This window comes from Alishewanella sp. HL-SH06, assembly GCF_052656265.1.
In genome coordinates, this window is the sequence record NZ_CP199752.1 from 3,916,245 (window position 1) to 3,933,101 (window position 16,857).

12 protein-coding genes and 5 tRNA genes are annotated in these 16,857 nt (G+C 44.6%); all 17 read right to left on the minus strand.

The genetic code is table 11. From position 1 onward, the window contains the following. Nucleotides 1–64: 64 nt before the first annotated feature. Entirely contained in the window at nt 65–4,240 is a 4,176-nt protein-coding gene (gene rpoC, locus ACUJFK_RS17935; protein WP_226752337.1) for a DNA-directed RNA polymerase subunit beta', read from the minus strand. Nucleotides 4,241–4,309: 69 nt separating this feature from the next. Continuing rightward, on the minus strand, nt 4,310–8,335 hold the full coding sequence (gene rpoB / locus ACUJFK_RS17940; protein ID WP_226752338.1) for a DNA-directed RNA polymerase subunit beta: 4,026 nt from the start codon (nt 8,333–8,335) through the stop codon (nt 4,310–4,312). A 173-nt stretch (nt 8,336–8,508) separates the two neighbouring features. After that, nucleotides 8,509–8,874 carry a 50S ribosomal protein L7/L12 gene (rplL, locus tag ACUJFK_RS17945; RefSeq protein WP_226752339.1) on the minus strand — a complete coding sequence of 122 codons (366 nt, stop codon included), beginning with the start codon at nt 8,872–8,874 and terminating at the stop codon, nt 8,509–8,511. 62 nt (nt 8,875–8,936) lie between these two features. Beyond that, nucleotides 8,937–9,431: a 50S ribosomal protein L10 gene (rplJ, locus tag ACUJFK_RS17950; RefSeq protein WP_229588337.1), complete on the minus strand. Its 495-nt coding sequence runs from the start codon at nt 9,429–9,431 to the stop codon at nt 8,937–8,939. 275 nt (nt 9,432–9,706) lie between these two features. Further along, a complete protein-coding gene (rplA, locus tag ACUJFK_RS17955; protein WP_445425690.1) occupies nt 9,707–10,408 on the minus strand; it encodes a 50S ribosomal protein L1 in 702 nt (233 codons plus the stop codon). A gap of 3 nt (nt 10,409–10,411) precedes the next feature. Continuing rightward, nucleotides 10,412–10,840 carry a 50S ribosomal protein L11 gene (gene rplK, locus ACUJFK_RS17960; protein ID WP_027672427.1) on the minus strand — a complete coding sequence of 143 codons (429 nt, stop codon included), beginning with the start codon at nt 10,838–10,840 and terminating at the stop codon, nt 10,412–10,414. A gap of 121 nt (nt 10,841–10,961) precedes the next feature. Next, complete coding sequence (nusG, locus tag ACUJFK_RS17965; protein ID WP_226752342.1) at nt 10,962–11,501, minus strand: transcription termination/antitermination protein NusG; 540 nt, start codon at nt 11,499–11,501, stop codon at nt 10,962–10,964. A gap of 3 nt (nt 11,502–11,504) precedes the next feature. Beyond that, a complete protein-coding gene (secE, locus tag ACUJFK_RS17970; protein WP_226752343.1) occupies nt 11,505–11,879 on the minus strand; it encodes a preprotein translocase subunit SecE in 375 nt (124 codons plus the stop codon). Nucleotides 11,880–11,962: 83 nt separating this feature from the next. Continuing rightward, nucleotides 11,963–12,039, minus strand: a tRNA-Trp gene (locus ACUJFK_RS17975). 157 nt (nt 12,040–12,196) lie between these two features. Next, nucleotides 12,197–13,381: an elongation factor Tu gene (tuf, locus tag ACUJFK_RS17980; RefSeq protein WP_097113087.1), complete on the minus strand. Its 1,185-nt coding sequence runs from the start codon at nt 13,379–13,381 to the stop codon at nt 12,197–12,199. A 72-nt stretch (nt 13,382–13,453) separates the two neighbouring features. Beyond that, nucleotides 13,454–13,529 (minus strand) — tRNA-Thr (locus ACUJFK_RS17985). A gap of 10 nt (nt 13,530–13,539) precedes the next feature. Further along, nucleotides 13,540–13,614: transfer RNA gene (locus ACUJFK_RS17990), tRNA-Gly, on the minus strand. A gap of 32 nt (nt 13,615–13,646) precedes the next feature. Beyond that, nucleotides 13,647–13,731, minus strand: a tRNA-Tyr gene (locus ACUJFK_RS17995). A 5-nt stretch (nt 13,732–13,736) separates the two neighbouring features. Further along, nucleotides 13,737–13,812 (minus strand) — tRNA-Thr (locus tag ACUJFK_RS18000). 111 nt (nt 13,813–13,923) lie between these two features. Continuing rightward, nucleotides 13,924–14,619 (minus strand): type III pantothenate kinase, encoded by a 696-nt coding sequence (locus ACUJFK_RS18005; protein ID WP_445425691.1) that lies wholly within the window; start codon nt 14,617–14,619, stop codon nt 13,924–13,926. After that, a complete protein-coding gene (birA, locus tag ACUJFK_RS18010) occupies nt 14,619–15,602 on the minus strand; it encodes a bifunctional biotin--[acetyl-CoA-carboxylase] ligase/biotin operon repressor BirA (RefSeq protein ID WP_445425692.1) in 984 nt (327 codons plus the stop codon). The genes ACUJFK_RS18005 and birA overlap by 1 nt, the downstream gene beginning before the upstream one ends. Next, entirely contained in the window at nt 15,595–16,602 is a 1,008-nt protein-coding gene (gene murB, locus ACUJFK_RS18015; protein WP_445425693.1) for a UDP-N-acetylmuramate dehydrogenase, read from the minus strand. Before murB ends, birA begins: the two co-directional genes overlap by 8 nt. Nucleotides 16,603–16,857 lie beyond the last annotated feature (255 nt).

Sequence of the window (16,857 nt, forward strand, 5' to 3'; positions counted from 1 at the left end):
GACCTGTCAAGTTACAATGCAATTTGCCGGCATTTTAATCACCGGCAAACGGCATCTTGCTTGTTTACTCGTCGTTGCCCGATAAGTTCATGTTTAATGCATCGGTCAATGCCTGTTCGGCAGACTCTGCACTTCTTGTCGGTTCAACAACTTCATTGTTGCCAGCACGTTGACGAGCGCGATTCTGGTGATAAGCAAAACCAGTACCGGCTGGGATCAAACGGCCAACAATAACGTTCTCTTTCAAACCACGTAATTCATCAATCTTACCTGCAACAGCAGCTTCGGTGAGAACACGGGTTGTTTCTTGGAACGACGCTGCAGAAATGAACGAGTCAGTCGACAGAGACGCTTTGGTGATACCCAGTAATGAACGTTCATACTGTGCTGGCATTTTGCCCGCGGCTTCCAGATCACGGTTTGCGATATTAACGCGCGCCACTTCTGCTTGTTCACCTTCCAAGAATTCGCTATCACCAGGGTGGGTAATAATACACTTACGCAACATTTGACGAATAATCGTTTCAATGTGCTTATCGTTGATTTTAACGCCCTGTAAGCGATATACATCCTGAACTTCGTTAACGATATAGCTGGCAACCTGGTGAATACCACGTAAACGCAGGATATCGTGAGCTGATTCAGGGCCTTCTGAAATAACTTCACCTTTCTCAATGCGTTCACCTTCGAACACATTGACTTGGCGCCACTTCTGAATCATTTCTTCATGTGCATCACCCTGTTCAGGGGTAATGATCAGGCGACGTTTGCCTTTAGTTTCTTTACCGAAGCTAATCACACCAGAGATTTCAGCCAAAATAGCTGGATCTTTCGGCTTACGTGCTTCAAATAAATCAGCTACGCGAGGTAGACCACCGGTGATGTCACGTGTCTTCGAGCTTTCTTGCGGAATACGTGCTAACACGGTACCCGTTACTACTGTGTCACCGTCGGTAACTTCGATAGTTGTAAAGCTAGGTAAACGGATCTCTTGTAAACCACCATCATCTGTTGCCAGGATCAGTTTTGGCTCTTTCGCATTGGCTTTAGCTAAATCTTTAACAACCGTTCGAGTTAAACCGGTTAACTCGTCTTGTTGTACTTCAGTGTTGGTATCATCAACATCACTGAAAGAAACCTTAGCGCCACGCTCAAGAATGATTGGGTGTGAATGTGGATCCCAGTTCGCTACAACCTGACCAGCAACGATTTTCGCGTTGTCGTCAGTGGCCATGATCGAACCGTATGGCAGTTTATAACGCTCTTTCTCGCGGCCTAAGTCATCAAATACGGTCACTTCAGCTGAACGAGAGGTAATAACAATCTTGTTATCCGCGTTACGTACAAACTTCGCATTCTGCAATTTAAGCATACCGGCATTTTTAACCTGTACGCTGTTTTCAGCAGAAGAACGCGATGCAGCACCACCGATGTGGAATGTACGCATGGTTAACTGTGTACCAGGCTCACCGATTGATTGCGCAGCAATAACACCTACAGCTTCACCAGCATTGATTAAGTGACCACGTGCTAGGTCGCGACCATAACACTTAGCACACACACCAAAGTCAGTTTGACAGGTAATTACTGAACGCACATGTACTTCATCAATCGAGTTCTGTTCAATAATGTCACACAGCTGTTCATCAAGCATGGTGCCGTCAGCGACAAGAACTTCTTCGGTAGTTGGCGATAAAATATCACCGATAACCACACGACCCAGTACTCGCTCGCGTAGACCTTCAACCACGTCACCACCTTCAATCAGCGGCTTCATGATAATACCTTGCTCAGAACCACAGTCTTGCTCAGTCACCACTAAATCTTGTGCTACATCGACTAAACGACGCGTTAAGTAACCCGAGTTAGCTGTCTTCAATGCAGTATCGGCAAGACCTTTACGCGCACCGTGCGTTGAAATGAAGTACTGTAATACACTCAGACCTTCGCGGAAGTTTGCGGTAATGGGCGTTTCGATGATTGAACCATCTGGTTTTGCCATCAGACCACGCATTGCGGCTAACTGACGGATCTGCGCCGGAGAACCCCGAGCGCCTGAGTCAGCCATCATATAAACAGAGTTAAATGATTGTTGCTCAACAGTATTACCATCACGGTCAACCACATTCTCTTTCGAGAGGTTGTCCATCATCGCTTTAGATAAGCTTTCGTTGGCATTTGACCAAATATCGATAACTTTGTTGTATTTTTCACCGGCTGTTACCAAACCTTGCTGGAACTGGTCTTGAATTTCGGCTACTTCATTTTCAGCATCATCGATGATCTTAGTTTTCGAGTCAGGGATGACCATGTCATCAATACCAACAGAAACACCTGATAACATCGCATAATGGAAACCGGTATACATGATTTGGTCAGCCAAAATAACGGTTTTCTTCAAACCGATACGGCGATAAGCACCATTCAATAAGCGAGAAATTTGTTTCTTGCCCATGGCTTGGTTAACTGATTCAAAACTCATACCTTCCGGCAGGATTGAATACAGAATTGCACGACCTACTGTTGTATCTTTCACTTCCGTTGTTTCAGTACGGCTACCATCTTCAGCAAATTCAACTTCAGTGATACGCACTTTAACTTTAGCATGTAAGCTTGCACAGTCTGCACGGAAGGCTTTTTCAGCTTCTTTCGCGCTCTTGAACATCATGCCTTCGCCTTTCGCGTTAACCGCTTGGCGAGTCATGTAATACAGACCTAATACAACGTCCTGTGAAGGAACAATGATTGGCTCACCATTGGCGGGTGACAGTACGTTATTCGTTGACATCATCAACGCACGCGCTTCTAACTGCGCTTCGATAGTTAACGGTACGTGTACCGCCATTTGGTCACCATCGAAGTCGGCGTTATAAGCCGCACACACTAATGGGTGCAGTTGAATCGCTTTACCTTCAATCAGCACAGGTTCGAAAGCTTGAATACCTAAACGGTGCAGTGTTGGTGCACGGTTTAACAATACAGGGTGTTCACGAATGACTTCGTCTAACACATCCCATACCGCGCCTTCTTCGCGCTCAACCATTTTCTTAGCCGCTTTAATGGTGGTGGCTAAACCACGCGCTTCAAGCTTGCCGTAAATAAAAGGTTTGAACAGCTCAAGAGCCATTTTCTTCGGTAAACCACACTGGTGTAAACGCAGTGTAGGACCTACGGTGATAACCGAACGACCAGAATAGTCAACACGCTTACCTAACAAGTTCTGACGGAAGCGACCTTGCTTACCTTTGATCATGTCAGCTAACGATTTTAATGGACGCTTGTTAGAACCGGTAATAGCACGACCACGACGACCGTTATCTAATAGCGCATCAACCGCTTCTTGTAACATACGTTTTTCGTTGCGTACGATAATGTCTGGTGCAGACAAATCTAATAAACGCTTCAAACGGTTGTTACGGTTAATCACACGACGGTATAAATCGTTAAGATCTGACGTGGCAAAACGGCCACCATCCAATGGAACTAATGGACGTAAATCTGGCGGTAATACCGGTAAAACAGTCATGATCATCCACTCAGGCTTATTGCCAGAGGTGTGGAATGATTCCATTAACTTAAGACGCTTACTGATCTTCTTACGCTTGGTTTCAGAGTTAATCGTAGGTAACTCTTCACGCATTTGTTTGATTTCAGTTGGCAGTTCAATACCTTTCAGAATATCCAGAATCGCTTCTGCACCCATCTTGGCTTCGAACTCATCACCATGTTCTTCTAACACGTCTAGATATTCTTCTTCAGTTAACATCTGACGACGCTCTAAAGAAGTCATACCCGGCTCGGTAACAACATAGCTTTCGAAATATAATACACGTTCGATATCACGCAAGGTCATATCTAACAGTAAACCGATACGGCTGGGCAGCGACTTTAAAAACCAAATGTGCGCGGTTGGGCTAGCCAACTCGATATGACCCATACGCTCACGACGTACTTTTGTTAAGGTCACTTCTACGCCACATTTTTCACATATTACGCCACGGTGCTTTAAACGTTTGTACTTACCACACAAACACTCGTAGTCTTTTACTGGGCCAAAGATACGTGCACAGAATAAACCGTCACGCTCTGGTTTAAAGGTACGGTAATTGATCGTCTCGGGCTTTTTCACTTCACCAAACGACCATGAACGGATCATGTCTGGCGAAGATAAGCCGATACGAATAACATCAAACTCTTCAGTCTTAGTTTGTTGTTTCAGAAACTTTAATAAGTCTTTCACCTTTGCTCTCCTGTAAGAGGTAAACCGGAATGGGGCAGCTTACTGACTGCCCCCCAACACAAGGTCGGTTTATTCCTCTTCCAATTCGATATTAATACCGAGCGAACGGATTTCTTTCATTAATACGTTGAAAGATTCTGGCATGCCAGGTTCCATTCTGTGGTCGCCGTCAACGATGTTTTTATACATCTTGGTACGACCGTTGACGTCATCAGACTTAACGGTAAGCATTTCTTGTAGGGTATAAGCCGCACCATATGCTTCTAATGCCCATACTTCCATCTCACCGAAGCGCTGACCACCGAACTGTGCCTTACCACCCAGCGGCTGCTGAGTAACCAGGCTGTAAGAGCCAGTAGAACGCGCGTGCATCTTATCATCAACCAAGTGGTTCAGTTTCAGCATGTACATGTAACCGACAGTAACCTTCCGTTCGAAAGTATTACCGGTACGACCATCATATAACGCGATTTGACCGCTGGCAGGTAAGTCACCTAACTCAAGCAATTGCTTGATTTCAGATTCTTTCGCACCATCGAATACTGGCGTAGCGACTGGCAGACCTTTGCGTAAGTTCTGAGCCAAACGACGCACTTCATCATCAGTGAAGCTTTCAATATCAACGTTCTGACGTGATTCACCTAAAGCATAAACCTTTTTCAGGAAGTCACGGATTTCCGCCGTTTCTTTCTGTTCTTTGATCATCCCGTCAATCTTGTCACCGATACCACGAGCGGCTAAGCCTAAGTGCGTTTCTAAGATCTGACCGATGTTCATCCGCGAAGGTACACCCAATGGGTTAAGTACGATATCAACCGGCTGACCTTTATCATCGTATGGCATATCTTCAACTGGCACGATAGTAGAGATTACACCCTTGTTACCGTGACGGCCGGCCATTTTATCACCTGGCTGGATACGACGTTTTACCGCAAGGTAAACTTTAACGATTTTCAGTACGCCTGGTGCTAAATCATCACCTTGAACAATCTTGCGACGCTTAGCTTCGAACTTCTTGTCGTACTCAACGCGGATTTCTTCGTATTGCGTTGCTAATTGCTCAAGATCGTTCTGCTTATCTTCGTCACTTAGGCTTTGATTAAATAACGCATCACCTTTCAACGTATTCAGCTTGGCGCGATCTAAACCACTTTGCTCTAACAAGTTACGTGCACGGTCGAAGATACCTGCTTCAAGAATACGGAACTCTTCATTCAGATCTTTCTTCGCTTGTTTGACTTCCATCTCTTCGATTTCGCGAGCGCGTTTATCTTTTTCAACGCCGTCACGAGTAAAGACTTGGACATCAATAACCGTACCGGTCACTGAGTTTGGTACACGTAAAGACGTATCTTTAACGTCAGACGCTTTCTCACCAAAAATAGCACGAAGTAGTTTTTCTTCTGGTGTAAGTTGGCTCTCACCTTTCGGGGTAACTTTACCCACCAGAATGTCACCACCTTTCACTTCGGCGCCAATGTAAACAATACCGGCTTCATCTAGTTTAGACAGCGCAGATTCGCCTACGTTAGGAATATCACCCGTGATTTCTTCAGGCCCAAGCTTAGTATCACGAGCAATACAGCTTAATTCCTGGATATGGATAGTGGTTAAACGATCTTCTTGTACTAAACGCTCAGATAACAAAATCGAATCTTCGAAGTTGTAACCGTTCCATGGCATGAAAGCCACGCGTAAGTTTTGGCCTAATGCAAGTTCGCCTAAATCAGTAGAAGGACCATCAGCCAAGACATCACCACGTTCAATTGGCTCACCGTGGTTGACACATGGACGTTGGTTAATACAAGTATTTTGGTTAGAACGGGTGTATTTGGTTAAGTTGTAGATATCGATACCGGCTTCGCCAGCAACCATTTCATCTTCATTAACCTTAATAACAATACGGCTGGCATCGACGTAATCGATAACACCACCACGTTTTGCTACCACAGTTACACCTGAGTCTTTCGCTACAACGCGCTCAATACCTGTACCTACTAACGGCTTATCAGCCCGTAAGGTAGGTACTGCTTGACGTTGCATGTTCGAACCCATCAATGCACGGTTAGCATCATCGTGTTCTAAGAACGGAATTAAGGCTGCTGCAACAGACACGATCTGTTGTGGTGCCACGTCCATATACTGCACTTCAGCTGAGGCCATTAACGTGAATTCGTTTTTAAAACGACACGGTACTAAGGCATCAACTAAACGGTTGTCTGCATCTAACTCAGCGTTGGCCTGAGCGATAACAAAGTTACCTTCTTCAATTGCAGATAAGAAATCGACTTCATCAGTCACAATACCGTTTTCAATACGACGGTAAGGGGTTTCTAAGAAACCATATTCGTTAGTTTGCGCAAAAATCGATAACGAGTTAATCAAACCGATGTTTGGACCTTCTGGCGTTTCGATTGGACATACCCGACCATAGTGCGTTGGGTGTACGTCACGAACTTCGAAACCAGCACGTTCACGTGTAAGACCGCCTGGGCCTAGTGCAGAAATACGACGTTTGTGCGTCACTTCTGACAATGGGTTGTTCTGATCCATAAATTGAGAAAGTTGGCTTGAACCAAAGAACTCTTTTACAGCAGCAGAAATAGGCTTAGCGTTAATTAAGTCTTGTGGCATAACCGCATCCAGATCGCCTAAAGACAGACGCTCTTTCACAGCACGCTCAACACGAACTAAACCAACACGGAATTGGTTTTCCGCCATTTCGCCAACAGAACGGATCCGACGGTTACCTAAGTGGTCGATGTCATCAACTTCGCCATTACCGTTACGGATGTCAATTAAGACTTTCATTACCGCTAAAATATCTTCTTTGCTCAGTACACCGGTACCTGTGCCATCTTCGAAACCAACACGACGGTTGAATTTCATCCGACCGACTGTTGATAAGTCGTAACGATCTTCTGAGAAGAATAAATTTTCAAATAAAGTATCTGCAGCTTCGCGCGTTGGCGGTTCACCAGGACGCATCATCCGGTAAATTTCTACCAGAGCTTCCATCCGGTTGCTGCTAGGATCGATACGGATAGTTTCTGAGACATAAGAACCCTGATCCAAATCGTTGATGTATAAGGTTTCAAAACTTTCATAGCCTGCTTTTGCTAGTTTTGCTAACAGCTCTAATGTGAGCTCTGCGTTCGCCTCGGCAATAATCTCTCCGGTTGAACGGTCAGCGTAATTTTTCGCTAGGACACGACCTACCACATATTCATGTGGTACTTCCATCATGGTCATACCGGTTTTTTCCAGCTGACGCACATGACGGGCAGTAATACGACGACCATGTTCTACGATCACTTCGCCATCGTTATCTTTAATATCAAATGCAGCTGTTTCACCGCGTAAACGGTTGGCTACTACTTCCATCAGAATTTTGCCGTCTTTGATATCAAAACGGGTATTTTCAAAGAAAGTAGCCAGAATTTCTTCTGTGCTCAGTTCAAGTGCACGTAATAGGATAGTCGCTGGTAATTTACGGCGACGATCGATACGCACGAACAAGTTATCTTTAGCGTCAAATTCAAAGTCTAACCATGACCCACGGTATGGGATCACGCGAGCATTATATAAGACTTTACCAGACGAGTGCGTCTTACCACGGTCGTGGTCGAAGAACACACCTGGACTACGGTGTAACTGAGAAACGATAACGCGCTCAGTACCATTAATAACAAAGGTACCATTTTCGGTCATCAACGGGATTTCACCCATATAGACTTCTTGTTCACGGATATCTTTGATTGTGCCTGGCGCTTCTTTGTCAAACAGCACCATCCGCAGCTTAACCCGTAAAGGTGCCGAATAGGTTACACCACGGATTTGACATTCTTTAACGTCAAAAACAGGTTCCCCGATACGGTAGCTAACATACTGCAATTCCGCACTGCCTGAATAGCTTTTGATTGGAAAAACAGAGCGGAAAGCGGCTTCTAAACCGTATCCACCTTCAGGATCTGGCTCGATAAATTTGCTGAATGATTCGATTTGAATCGACAACAGGTATGGCACATCCAATACTTCCGGACGTTTGCCGAAGTCCTTACGGATACGTTTCTTCTCAGAATAAGAGTAAGTCATGGGGTTCCTCAGCTTGCTGATTTTTTTCCCAACCACCTTATCGGTGGCTTATGTTACCAGACCTGGTAACAGCAGGGGTGGGGAAATCATTGTCCCACAGCGCAAAAAGGCCGGTGATTAATTCATCACCAGCCCGGCCTGAAATTCAGGCAGCTAATCTGGTATTAACCAGATTATTTGATTTCAACAGATGCACCAGCTTCTTCAAGATCTTTCTTGAGAGCTTCTGCTTCTGCTTTAGAAACGCCTTCTTTGATTGCAGCTGGAGCGCTTTCAACCAAGTCTTTCGCTTCTTTCAGGCCTAAACCTGTTGCGCCACGTACTGCTTTGATAACAGATACTTTGTTTGCGCCAACAGCAGCCAATACTACGTTGAATTCAGTTTGTTCTTCAACAGCGGCAGCTGGACCAGCTGCAACAGCTACTGCAGCAGCAGCAGAAACACCGAATTTTTCTTCCATTGCAGATACTAATTCAACAACTTCCATTACAGACATTGCTGCGATTGCATCTAAGATTTGATCTTTAGTCACTGACATTGCGCAGATTCCTAAATTATGGGCCTTGGCCCGAATTAAACTCTACAAAACCAAACGTATAATTACGCGGCTTGCTCTTGTTTTTGGTCGCGAACCGCGGCAATTGTACGTACAAGTTTGCCGGCAGCTGCCTCTTTCATGGTGCTCATCAAGCGTGCAATAGCTTCGTCGTATGTTGGTAACGATGCTAACACGTCGATGTTCACTGTGGTACCGTTGAAAGCTGCACCTTTAAGCTCGAAGTTTTTGTTTTCTTTCGCGAAATCTTTGAAGATACGCGCTGCAGCACCTGGGTGCTCTTTAGAAAACGCAACTAATGTCGGGCCTACGAATACCTCTTTCAGACACTCAAATTCGGTGCCATCTACTGCGCGGCGAGCTAGGGTGTTACGGACCACTTTGACCCAAACACCAGCTTCACGTGCTTGCTTACGCAGAGCAGTGATCTTGCCTACAGTGACACCACGAGCGTCTGCGACTACCGCAGATAAAGCACCTTTGGCAGCTTCCTGGACTTCAGCAACAATTGCTTTTTTGTCATCAAGCTTTATAGCCATTGGCTCTTAACTCCTGGTTCATCCGGACTTTATGTCCGGTTTCCTACACAACGTTGACAATATGCCAACGCGCGATTTACGGTGAGACCAGAACGAATTTAATTCTTTCTGGGGCCTACACCGTCTGCGTAGGTTGTTTTTTTTAAGTCACGCCTTTCAAAAGAAACTTGTGACACCTACGGTCTTGGACGGAAGCCAGTACTTCAATGAAGTCTGGCTTCTACCCTAAAAACGAGGGCGAGATTATAAATTAACCACGCCCTGGTGTAAAGCGCTTAGACAGTGGCGCTTAAAGATGCTTGGTTTAATGTTAAACCGGCACCGTGAGTAGAAGAAAGCGTTACTTTTTTGATGTAGATACCTTTAGCAACTGAAGGCTTAGCACGCTTCAGAGCAACCAGTAACGACTCTAAGTTTTCTTTCAACTTGTCAGCGTCAAAATCGATTTTACCGATAGTAGAATGGATAATACCATTCTTATCATTACGGTAACGGATTTGACCCGCTTTGGCGTTCTTAACTGCTTCAGCTACGTTTGGTGTAACTGTGCCAGTTTTCGGGTTAGGCATTAAACCACGAGGGCCTAAAATTTGACCTAACATACCGACAACACGCATAGCATCTGGAGACGCGATAACAACGTCAAAATCCATTACGCCTTTCTTAACTTGTTCAGCTAAGTCTTCCATACCTACGATGTCAGCACCAGCGGCTTTAGCAGCTTCGGCGTTAGCACCTTGTGTAAATACGGCAACGCGAACAGTACGACCCGTACCGTGTGGCAACACTGTTGCACCACGAACGTTTTGATCAGACTTACGAGCGTCGATACCTAGGTTTACTGCAACGTCAACGCTCTCAAGGAACTTGCCGGCAGATAATTCTTTTAACAAAGCAACTGCTTCGTTGATGTCATATTCGCGAGTAGAATCTACTTTAGAGCGGATTAACTTAGCGCGTTTTGTTAATTTAGCCATCGATTAGCCCTCCACCACTAAGCCCATAGAACGAGCAGTACCTTCAATGGTACGCACCGCAGCAGCATGATCTGCAGCTGTTAAATCAGGTTGTTTGATCTTAACGATTTCATCAACCTGTGCAGCTGTAATCTTACCGACTTTCTGGGTATTAGGACGACCTGAACCGCCTTTTAAACCGGCTGCTTTCAATAATAAGAAAGACGCTGGTGGGGTACGAGTTTCGAACGTGAAAGAACGATCGCTATATACTGTAATAACAACAGGAATTGGCATGCCTTTTTCAAGACTTTCTGTACGAGCGTTGAAGCCTTTACAGAATTCCATGATGTTAACACCGTGTTGACCTAACGCCGGACCAACTGGTGGTGACGGGTTTGCCATACCGGCTTTTACCTGCAATTTAATGAGTGCAGTGACTTTCTTTGCCATGTTTCACCTCTGTGATTGGGTCTTAGCCTCGTAAATGCGAGGACACTTACTCAAACGGCTTCCCATACGATAAAAAGGGCGCAGATTATATTTTAATCAGCGCCCCGTTACAAGCTGTAAATCAAGCTTTTTCGACTTGACCGAATTCTAACTCGACCGGAGTTGCACGACCAAAAATGAGTACCGAGACTTTTACGCGGCTTTTTTCATAGTCAACTTCTTCGACTACGCCGTTAAAGTCTGCGAAAGGTCCTTCTGTAACACGAACCACTTCACCGGCTTCAAACAAGGTTTTCGGCTTCGGCTTATCAATATTGTCTTGTAAGCGATTCAAAATGGTCAGTGCTTCTTTTTCAGAAATAGGTGCTGGACGGTCAGAAGTACCACCGATAAAACCCAGCACGCGCGGCACACTTTTCACTAAATGCCAAGCTTCTTCGCACATTTCCATTTGTACTAATACGTAACCAGGGAAAAACTTGCGCTCAGATTTACGTTTTTGACCGGCACGCATTTCCACAACTTCTTCAGTGGGTACTAATACTTCACCAAACTTTTCTTCCATTTGATGAATTTTAATGTGTTCACGTAGTGAGGTAGCAACTCGCTGTTCGAAACCTGAAAAGGCCTGCACTACATACCAACGCATTTTTCCTGCCATGAGTTAACCCCCTAGTCCGGTAAAGAAGGAGACGACGCGTAATAAAATAGCATCGAGGCCCCACAAAATAAGCCCCATAATAACAGTGGCAATAAGAACAATAATAGTGGTCTGCATGGTCTCTTGACGAGTTGGCCAAACCACTTTCCGGATTTCAGTACGTGACTCTTTGGCGAAATTAAGGAAAGTTTTGCCTTTGTAAGTCTGTGCAGCTACAAAGCCCGCAGCGGCAACTAATACAACAATGGCAATAGCCTTTTCCAGACTAGATAACTCGTAAAGATAATTACCAACCACGACTAATGATAGGATCACTAGTACTAACAACCATTTAACCAGATCTAATCCGCTTTTTGGGGTTTCGCTTGTTGCACTCATGCTTCACTCACTTAATAGGCTTACTTATGTTGTTCTCATAACAAACATAACAGCACGGACGGCATATCCGAGCTTGAAAATAGTGGCAGGGGCAGAGGGATTCGAACCCCCAACCATCGGTTTTGGAGACCGCTGTTCTACCAATTGGAACTATGCCCCTACAAAAACATAACGACGAAAATCACCTGTCGCTAAATAGCCGCTCATTATACTGTCTCAGCAGACTAAAACAAGCTTACAATGCAGCAGCTTGGCAATTCAGCAGGTTTTTTAGCGACAAAAAAGGCCCCGTAGGGCCTTCTTTACATCAGTGCTAATTAAGCAATGATTTTTGATACTACGCCAGCACCTACTGTGCGGCCGCCTTCACGGATAGCGAAGCGTAAACCTTCGTCCATCGCGATTGGGCAAATCAATTCAACAACAAACTTCAGGTTGTCGCCAGGCATAACCATTTCTACGCCTTCTGGTAATTCTACTGCACCCGTTACGTCTGTTGTACGGAAGTAGAACTGTGGACGGTAGCCTTTGAAGAATGGCGTGTGACGACCACCTTCTTCTTTTGACAATACGTACACTTCGCCTTCGAACTTAGTGTGTGGCTTGATTGAACCTGGCTTCGCTAATACTTGACCACGTTCTACGTCTTCACGCTTAGTACCACGTAATAAAGCACCGATGTTCTCGCCTGCACGACCTTCGTCTAACAGCTTACGGAACATTTCTACACCAGTACAAGTAGTCGCTACAGTGTCTTTGATACCAACGATTTCTACTGTCTCACCCACTTTGATGATACCTTGCTCTACACGGCCTGTTACTACAGTACCACGACCAGCAATTGAGAATACGTCTTCGATTGGCATGATGAATGGCTTATCAATCGCACGTACTGGCTCAGGGATATACGTATCTAACGCTTCACCTAATTCCAGGATTTTCTTTTCCCACTCAGCATCGCCTTCCAGACCTTTTAAGGCTGAACCACGGATTACTGGTAAGTCATCACCTGGGAAGTCGTAGTCTGAAAGAAGCTCACGCACTTCCATTTCTACTAATTCTAATAACTCTTCGTCATCTACCATGTCACACTTGTTCATGAACACGATGATGTAAGGTACACCAACCTGACGTGATAACAGGATGTGCTCACGCGTTTGTGGCATTGGGCCGTCAGTCGCCGCTACTACCAGAATAGCACCGTCCATCTGTGCCGCACCAGTGATCATGTTTTTAACATAGTCAGCGTGACCTGGACAGTCTACGTGTGCATAGTGACGTGTTGGGGTATCGTATTCAACGTGTGACGTGTTGATAGTGATACCACGAGCTTTTTCTTCTGGTGCTTTATCGATTTGATCGAAAGCAAATGCCTGACCGCCGTATGTCTTTGCTAATACGTTAGTGATAGCAGCTGTCAGAGTAGTTTTACCGTGGTCAACGTGGCCGATAGTACCTACGTTTACGTGCGGTTTTACGCGTTCAAATTTAGCCTTAGCCATAAGTAACCCTTATTAAAACAAAACGGCGGAATAAAAAATTAATTGTAAAGCGAACGAGGGAGGCATGCAAGATGGTGCTGATACCCAGAATCGAACTGGGGACCTCATCCTTACCAAGGATGCGCTCTACCGCCTGAGCTATATCAGCAACTTGTAACTGGAGCGGGCAGCGGGAATCGAACCCGCATCTTCAGCTTGGAAGGCTGAGGTAATAGCCATTATACGATGCCCGCGGCCTACTCGTAGCTATTCTTCTGACGAAGAATGGTGGAGGGGGAAGGATTCGAACCTTCGAAGGCAGTGCCGGCAGATTTACAGTCTGATCCCTTTGGCCACTCGGGAACCCCTCCACTAATGGTGCCGCTTATCCGAGTCGAACGGATGACCTACTGATTACAAGTCAGTTGCTCTACCAACTGAGCTAAAGCGGCACTACGTCAGTGGGTGCGAATTCTAGTAGAATGGTGGGGATGGCGCAACAAGAAAAACAGAAAAAAGCATAAATTATTAGCTGAACGGCTAATTGTTGTGCGATCCCGCGTTTAAGTTGCAATATATCGCGCTATGCCGCGAAAAATCAGTAAAGGATCCAGTTGTACCGGCAAGTCAGACAGATATTGAGCCAACTTTGGTGCATCACCACCCGTGAGGAAGATAACGTCGGTTGGTTTTAACTGCCAACCAGCACGAATAGCACCACATAATGCTGCAAGAGCACCATTTTTAACGCAATCTTGTGTATTAACGCCTAAGATTAATTCCTGACTATCATCTGGAGTACTGCCTACTCTTGCCGTATTTTTTATTACCGCTTCTTGTTGCAAGCGAAGACCAGGGATAATCCAACCGCCTTGGTGTTGCTGTGACTTATCTAACCAATCAATAGTTAAAGCCGTACCGGCATCGACTATCATTAGATTTTTCGCCTGCAACAAGCTATCAGCGCCTAAAATGGCTAACCAACGATCAACCCCTAATCGCTCAGGTATGGCATAACGATTAACCACGCCAAAAGCAGCTGTTTGGCTGACTAATCTGTACCAAGGCAAATGCGTTAAACCCAGTGTACGCTGTAACTGCTCAACATGTTCATCAAAACCCACGCAAGCAACGTATACAGCAATGAAGCGATAAGGTGCTATTGATTGCAGGTTTAAATCAGACAGTAGCGTAAACTTACCATTTTCATAAATTACGGCTTTTGTGCGTGAGTTACCAATATCTAACAGTAAATACATCAAGTCGCCGCTCTTAAACTAACTTCACCACCAAAGTAAGCGACAATTTGTCCCGCATGCTCTAACAAAATCGCTCCCTGATTATCAACTCCCTTGCAAACACCGGTTGCGCTTGCACTTCCTGATAAAGTCACTGTTTGCTGAGCGTATAAATTCAACTGATTAAAAGATTCTTGAAACGGTGCAAAACCTGTTTGCTGGAACTGTTTTAAGGCACGGGTTAAGGCACTTTGTAAATGCACGACTAATTCATTGCGATTGATACCATGATCAGTCGCGGTAGCCAGATCAGCATAGGGTTGATCAATATGCTGCAAAGCTTGTAGTGGTAATTGCACGTTAATACCAATCCCTATTACTACATGGCAAGCGCCATCAGCCTGCCCCACTAATTCAACTAAAATTCCAGCCACTTTTCGATTATCGATGTAGATATCGTTTGGCCATTTCATCTTGGTCGAAATCTGATAATAACGTTGTAAAACCTGACATAAGGCACAACCAGCAACAATACTTAAACCCATAGCAGCTTGAATACCCTGCTCAAGCTTCCAGTAATAACTAAAATATAAATTACTGCCAAAAGGTGAATACCAGCTACGCCCGCGTCGTCCACGCCCTGCCGTTTGTGCTTCAGCCACAATGACACTGGCGCTGGCAAGGTCTTTATTACTTTGTAAGGCCTGCATCAACTGTAAGTTAGTAGAATCAGTGATATGCTGGACTAACACCGGCGCACTTTGAGCAGGTTGAAGTTGGCGGATAATGGCCGCATCGAGCAAGACAATGGGTTTGGTTAAAGCATAGCCTTTACCTTTCACTTTATATATGTCTAGACCGACCAACTCTAATTCTGCGATGTAATTCGCAATTGCCGTACGACTGATGCCAAAATGATTGGCAAGTACTTGACCGGAATGAAATTTCCCATCAGCTAATACGCTGAGTAATTGCCGCTGTACTTGTAGGTTAGCTTTAGACATAAGCCATGCCATCTTTATTTAACATGCGAACTTCAGGCTCAAGCAAAATAGCATAGCGATCTTTAACTTTACTGATTATCATATTTACTAACGCTAATAATGCCTCTGCAGTCCCATTACCATAGTTAACTAAAACTAACGGCTGACGCTCATAACAACCGACATCATTTAAACGATAACCTTTGAATCCTAATTGGTCGATCAACCAAGCTGCTGGCACTTTGACGTTTTCGGAGACAATATAACCTGGGATTTTTGGAAATTGCTGCTGGAGTAAATGATAAGCATGCAAAGAAATTATGGGATTCTTAAAAAAGCTGCCACAATTAGCCAACTTTGTATAATCAGGAAGCTTACTCTGTCTTGTAGCAATGACTTGGGCATATATTTCTTGTAAAGACGCGCTATCAGATAAGGTATCTAAACCCGTATAATTAAGAACACGTTTCGGTTTTTTCTGTAGGGTAATACCTACGGCAATGACCAATCCCTTACTAGTTAAACTTTGTTTAAATAGACTGTCTCGATAACCAAATAGACACTCATCTGCCGGGAGTCGATGTACGGATTGGTCAGCCCATGAGTAAAAATCGACATAATCACAGACATCCGCAAACTCAACACCATAAGCACCAATATTTTGGATAGGTGCTGCACCAACAGATCCTGGTATTAATGCCAGATTCTCTATACCCCATAGCTTTGAGTCTACTGCCCAACTAACTAATTGATGCCAATTGTGACCAGCTTCTACATGAAGATTTACAGTATCAAGCGTCTCATTCAATATCGTTCGTTGAGACGAAGTAAAACGTAATATAGGACGTGATTGCTCAGTTAGAAAAATGGTATTGCTGCCCTCACCTAAAATAATAGGGGCAGAATCGATGTTAATCGTATTGAGTTCGTTAACATCTTGCACTTCTATTACTTGCTGCAACGATGTTTTTAAACGAAATGTAGAGTAAGCCTCAGCAGCTTGATTCTGTAAGAAAAGCATAGCAAACACCGATAAACCGAATGCGGCAATTCTAAAGGTGCTACTGTGTAAGCGCAAACATAAACTAGAATAAATATACCGTGTATAGCATGGTTATCTAATATTGATCGCTGCAGCAATGCGTGGCATAGCTTTATCAATCTTACTGCAAGTGCGATTTGATTGTGGCTAGTGACGCGGCAGCACCTATCAAGCGTTAAGATACAAAGGTATACACGGTGAGTTTTTGAGTTTTGAGTTTTGAGTTTTGAGTTT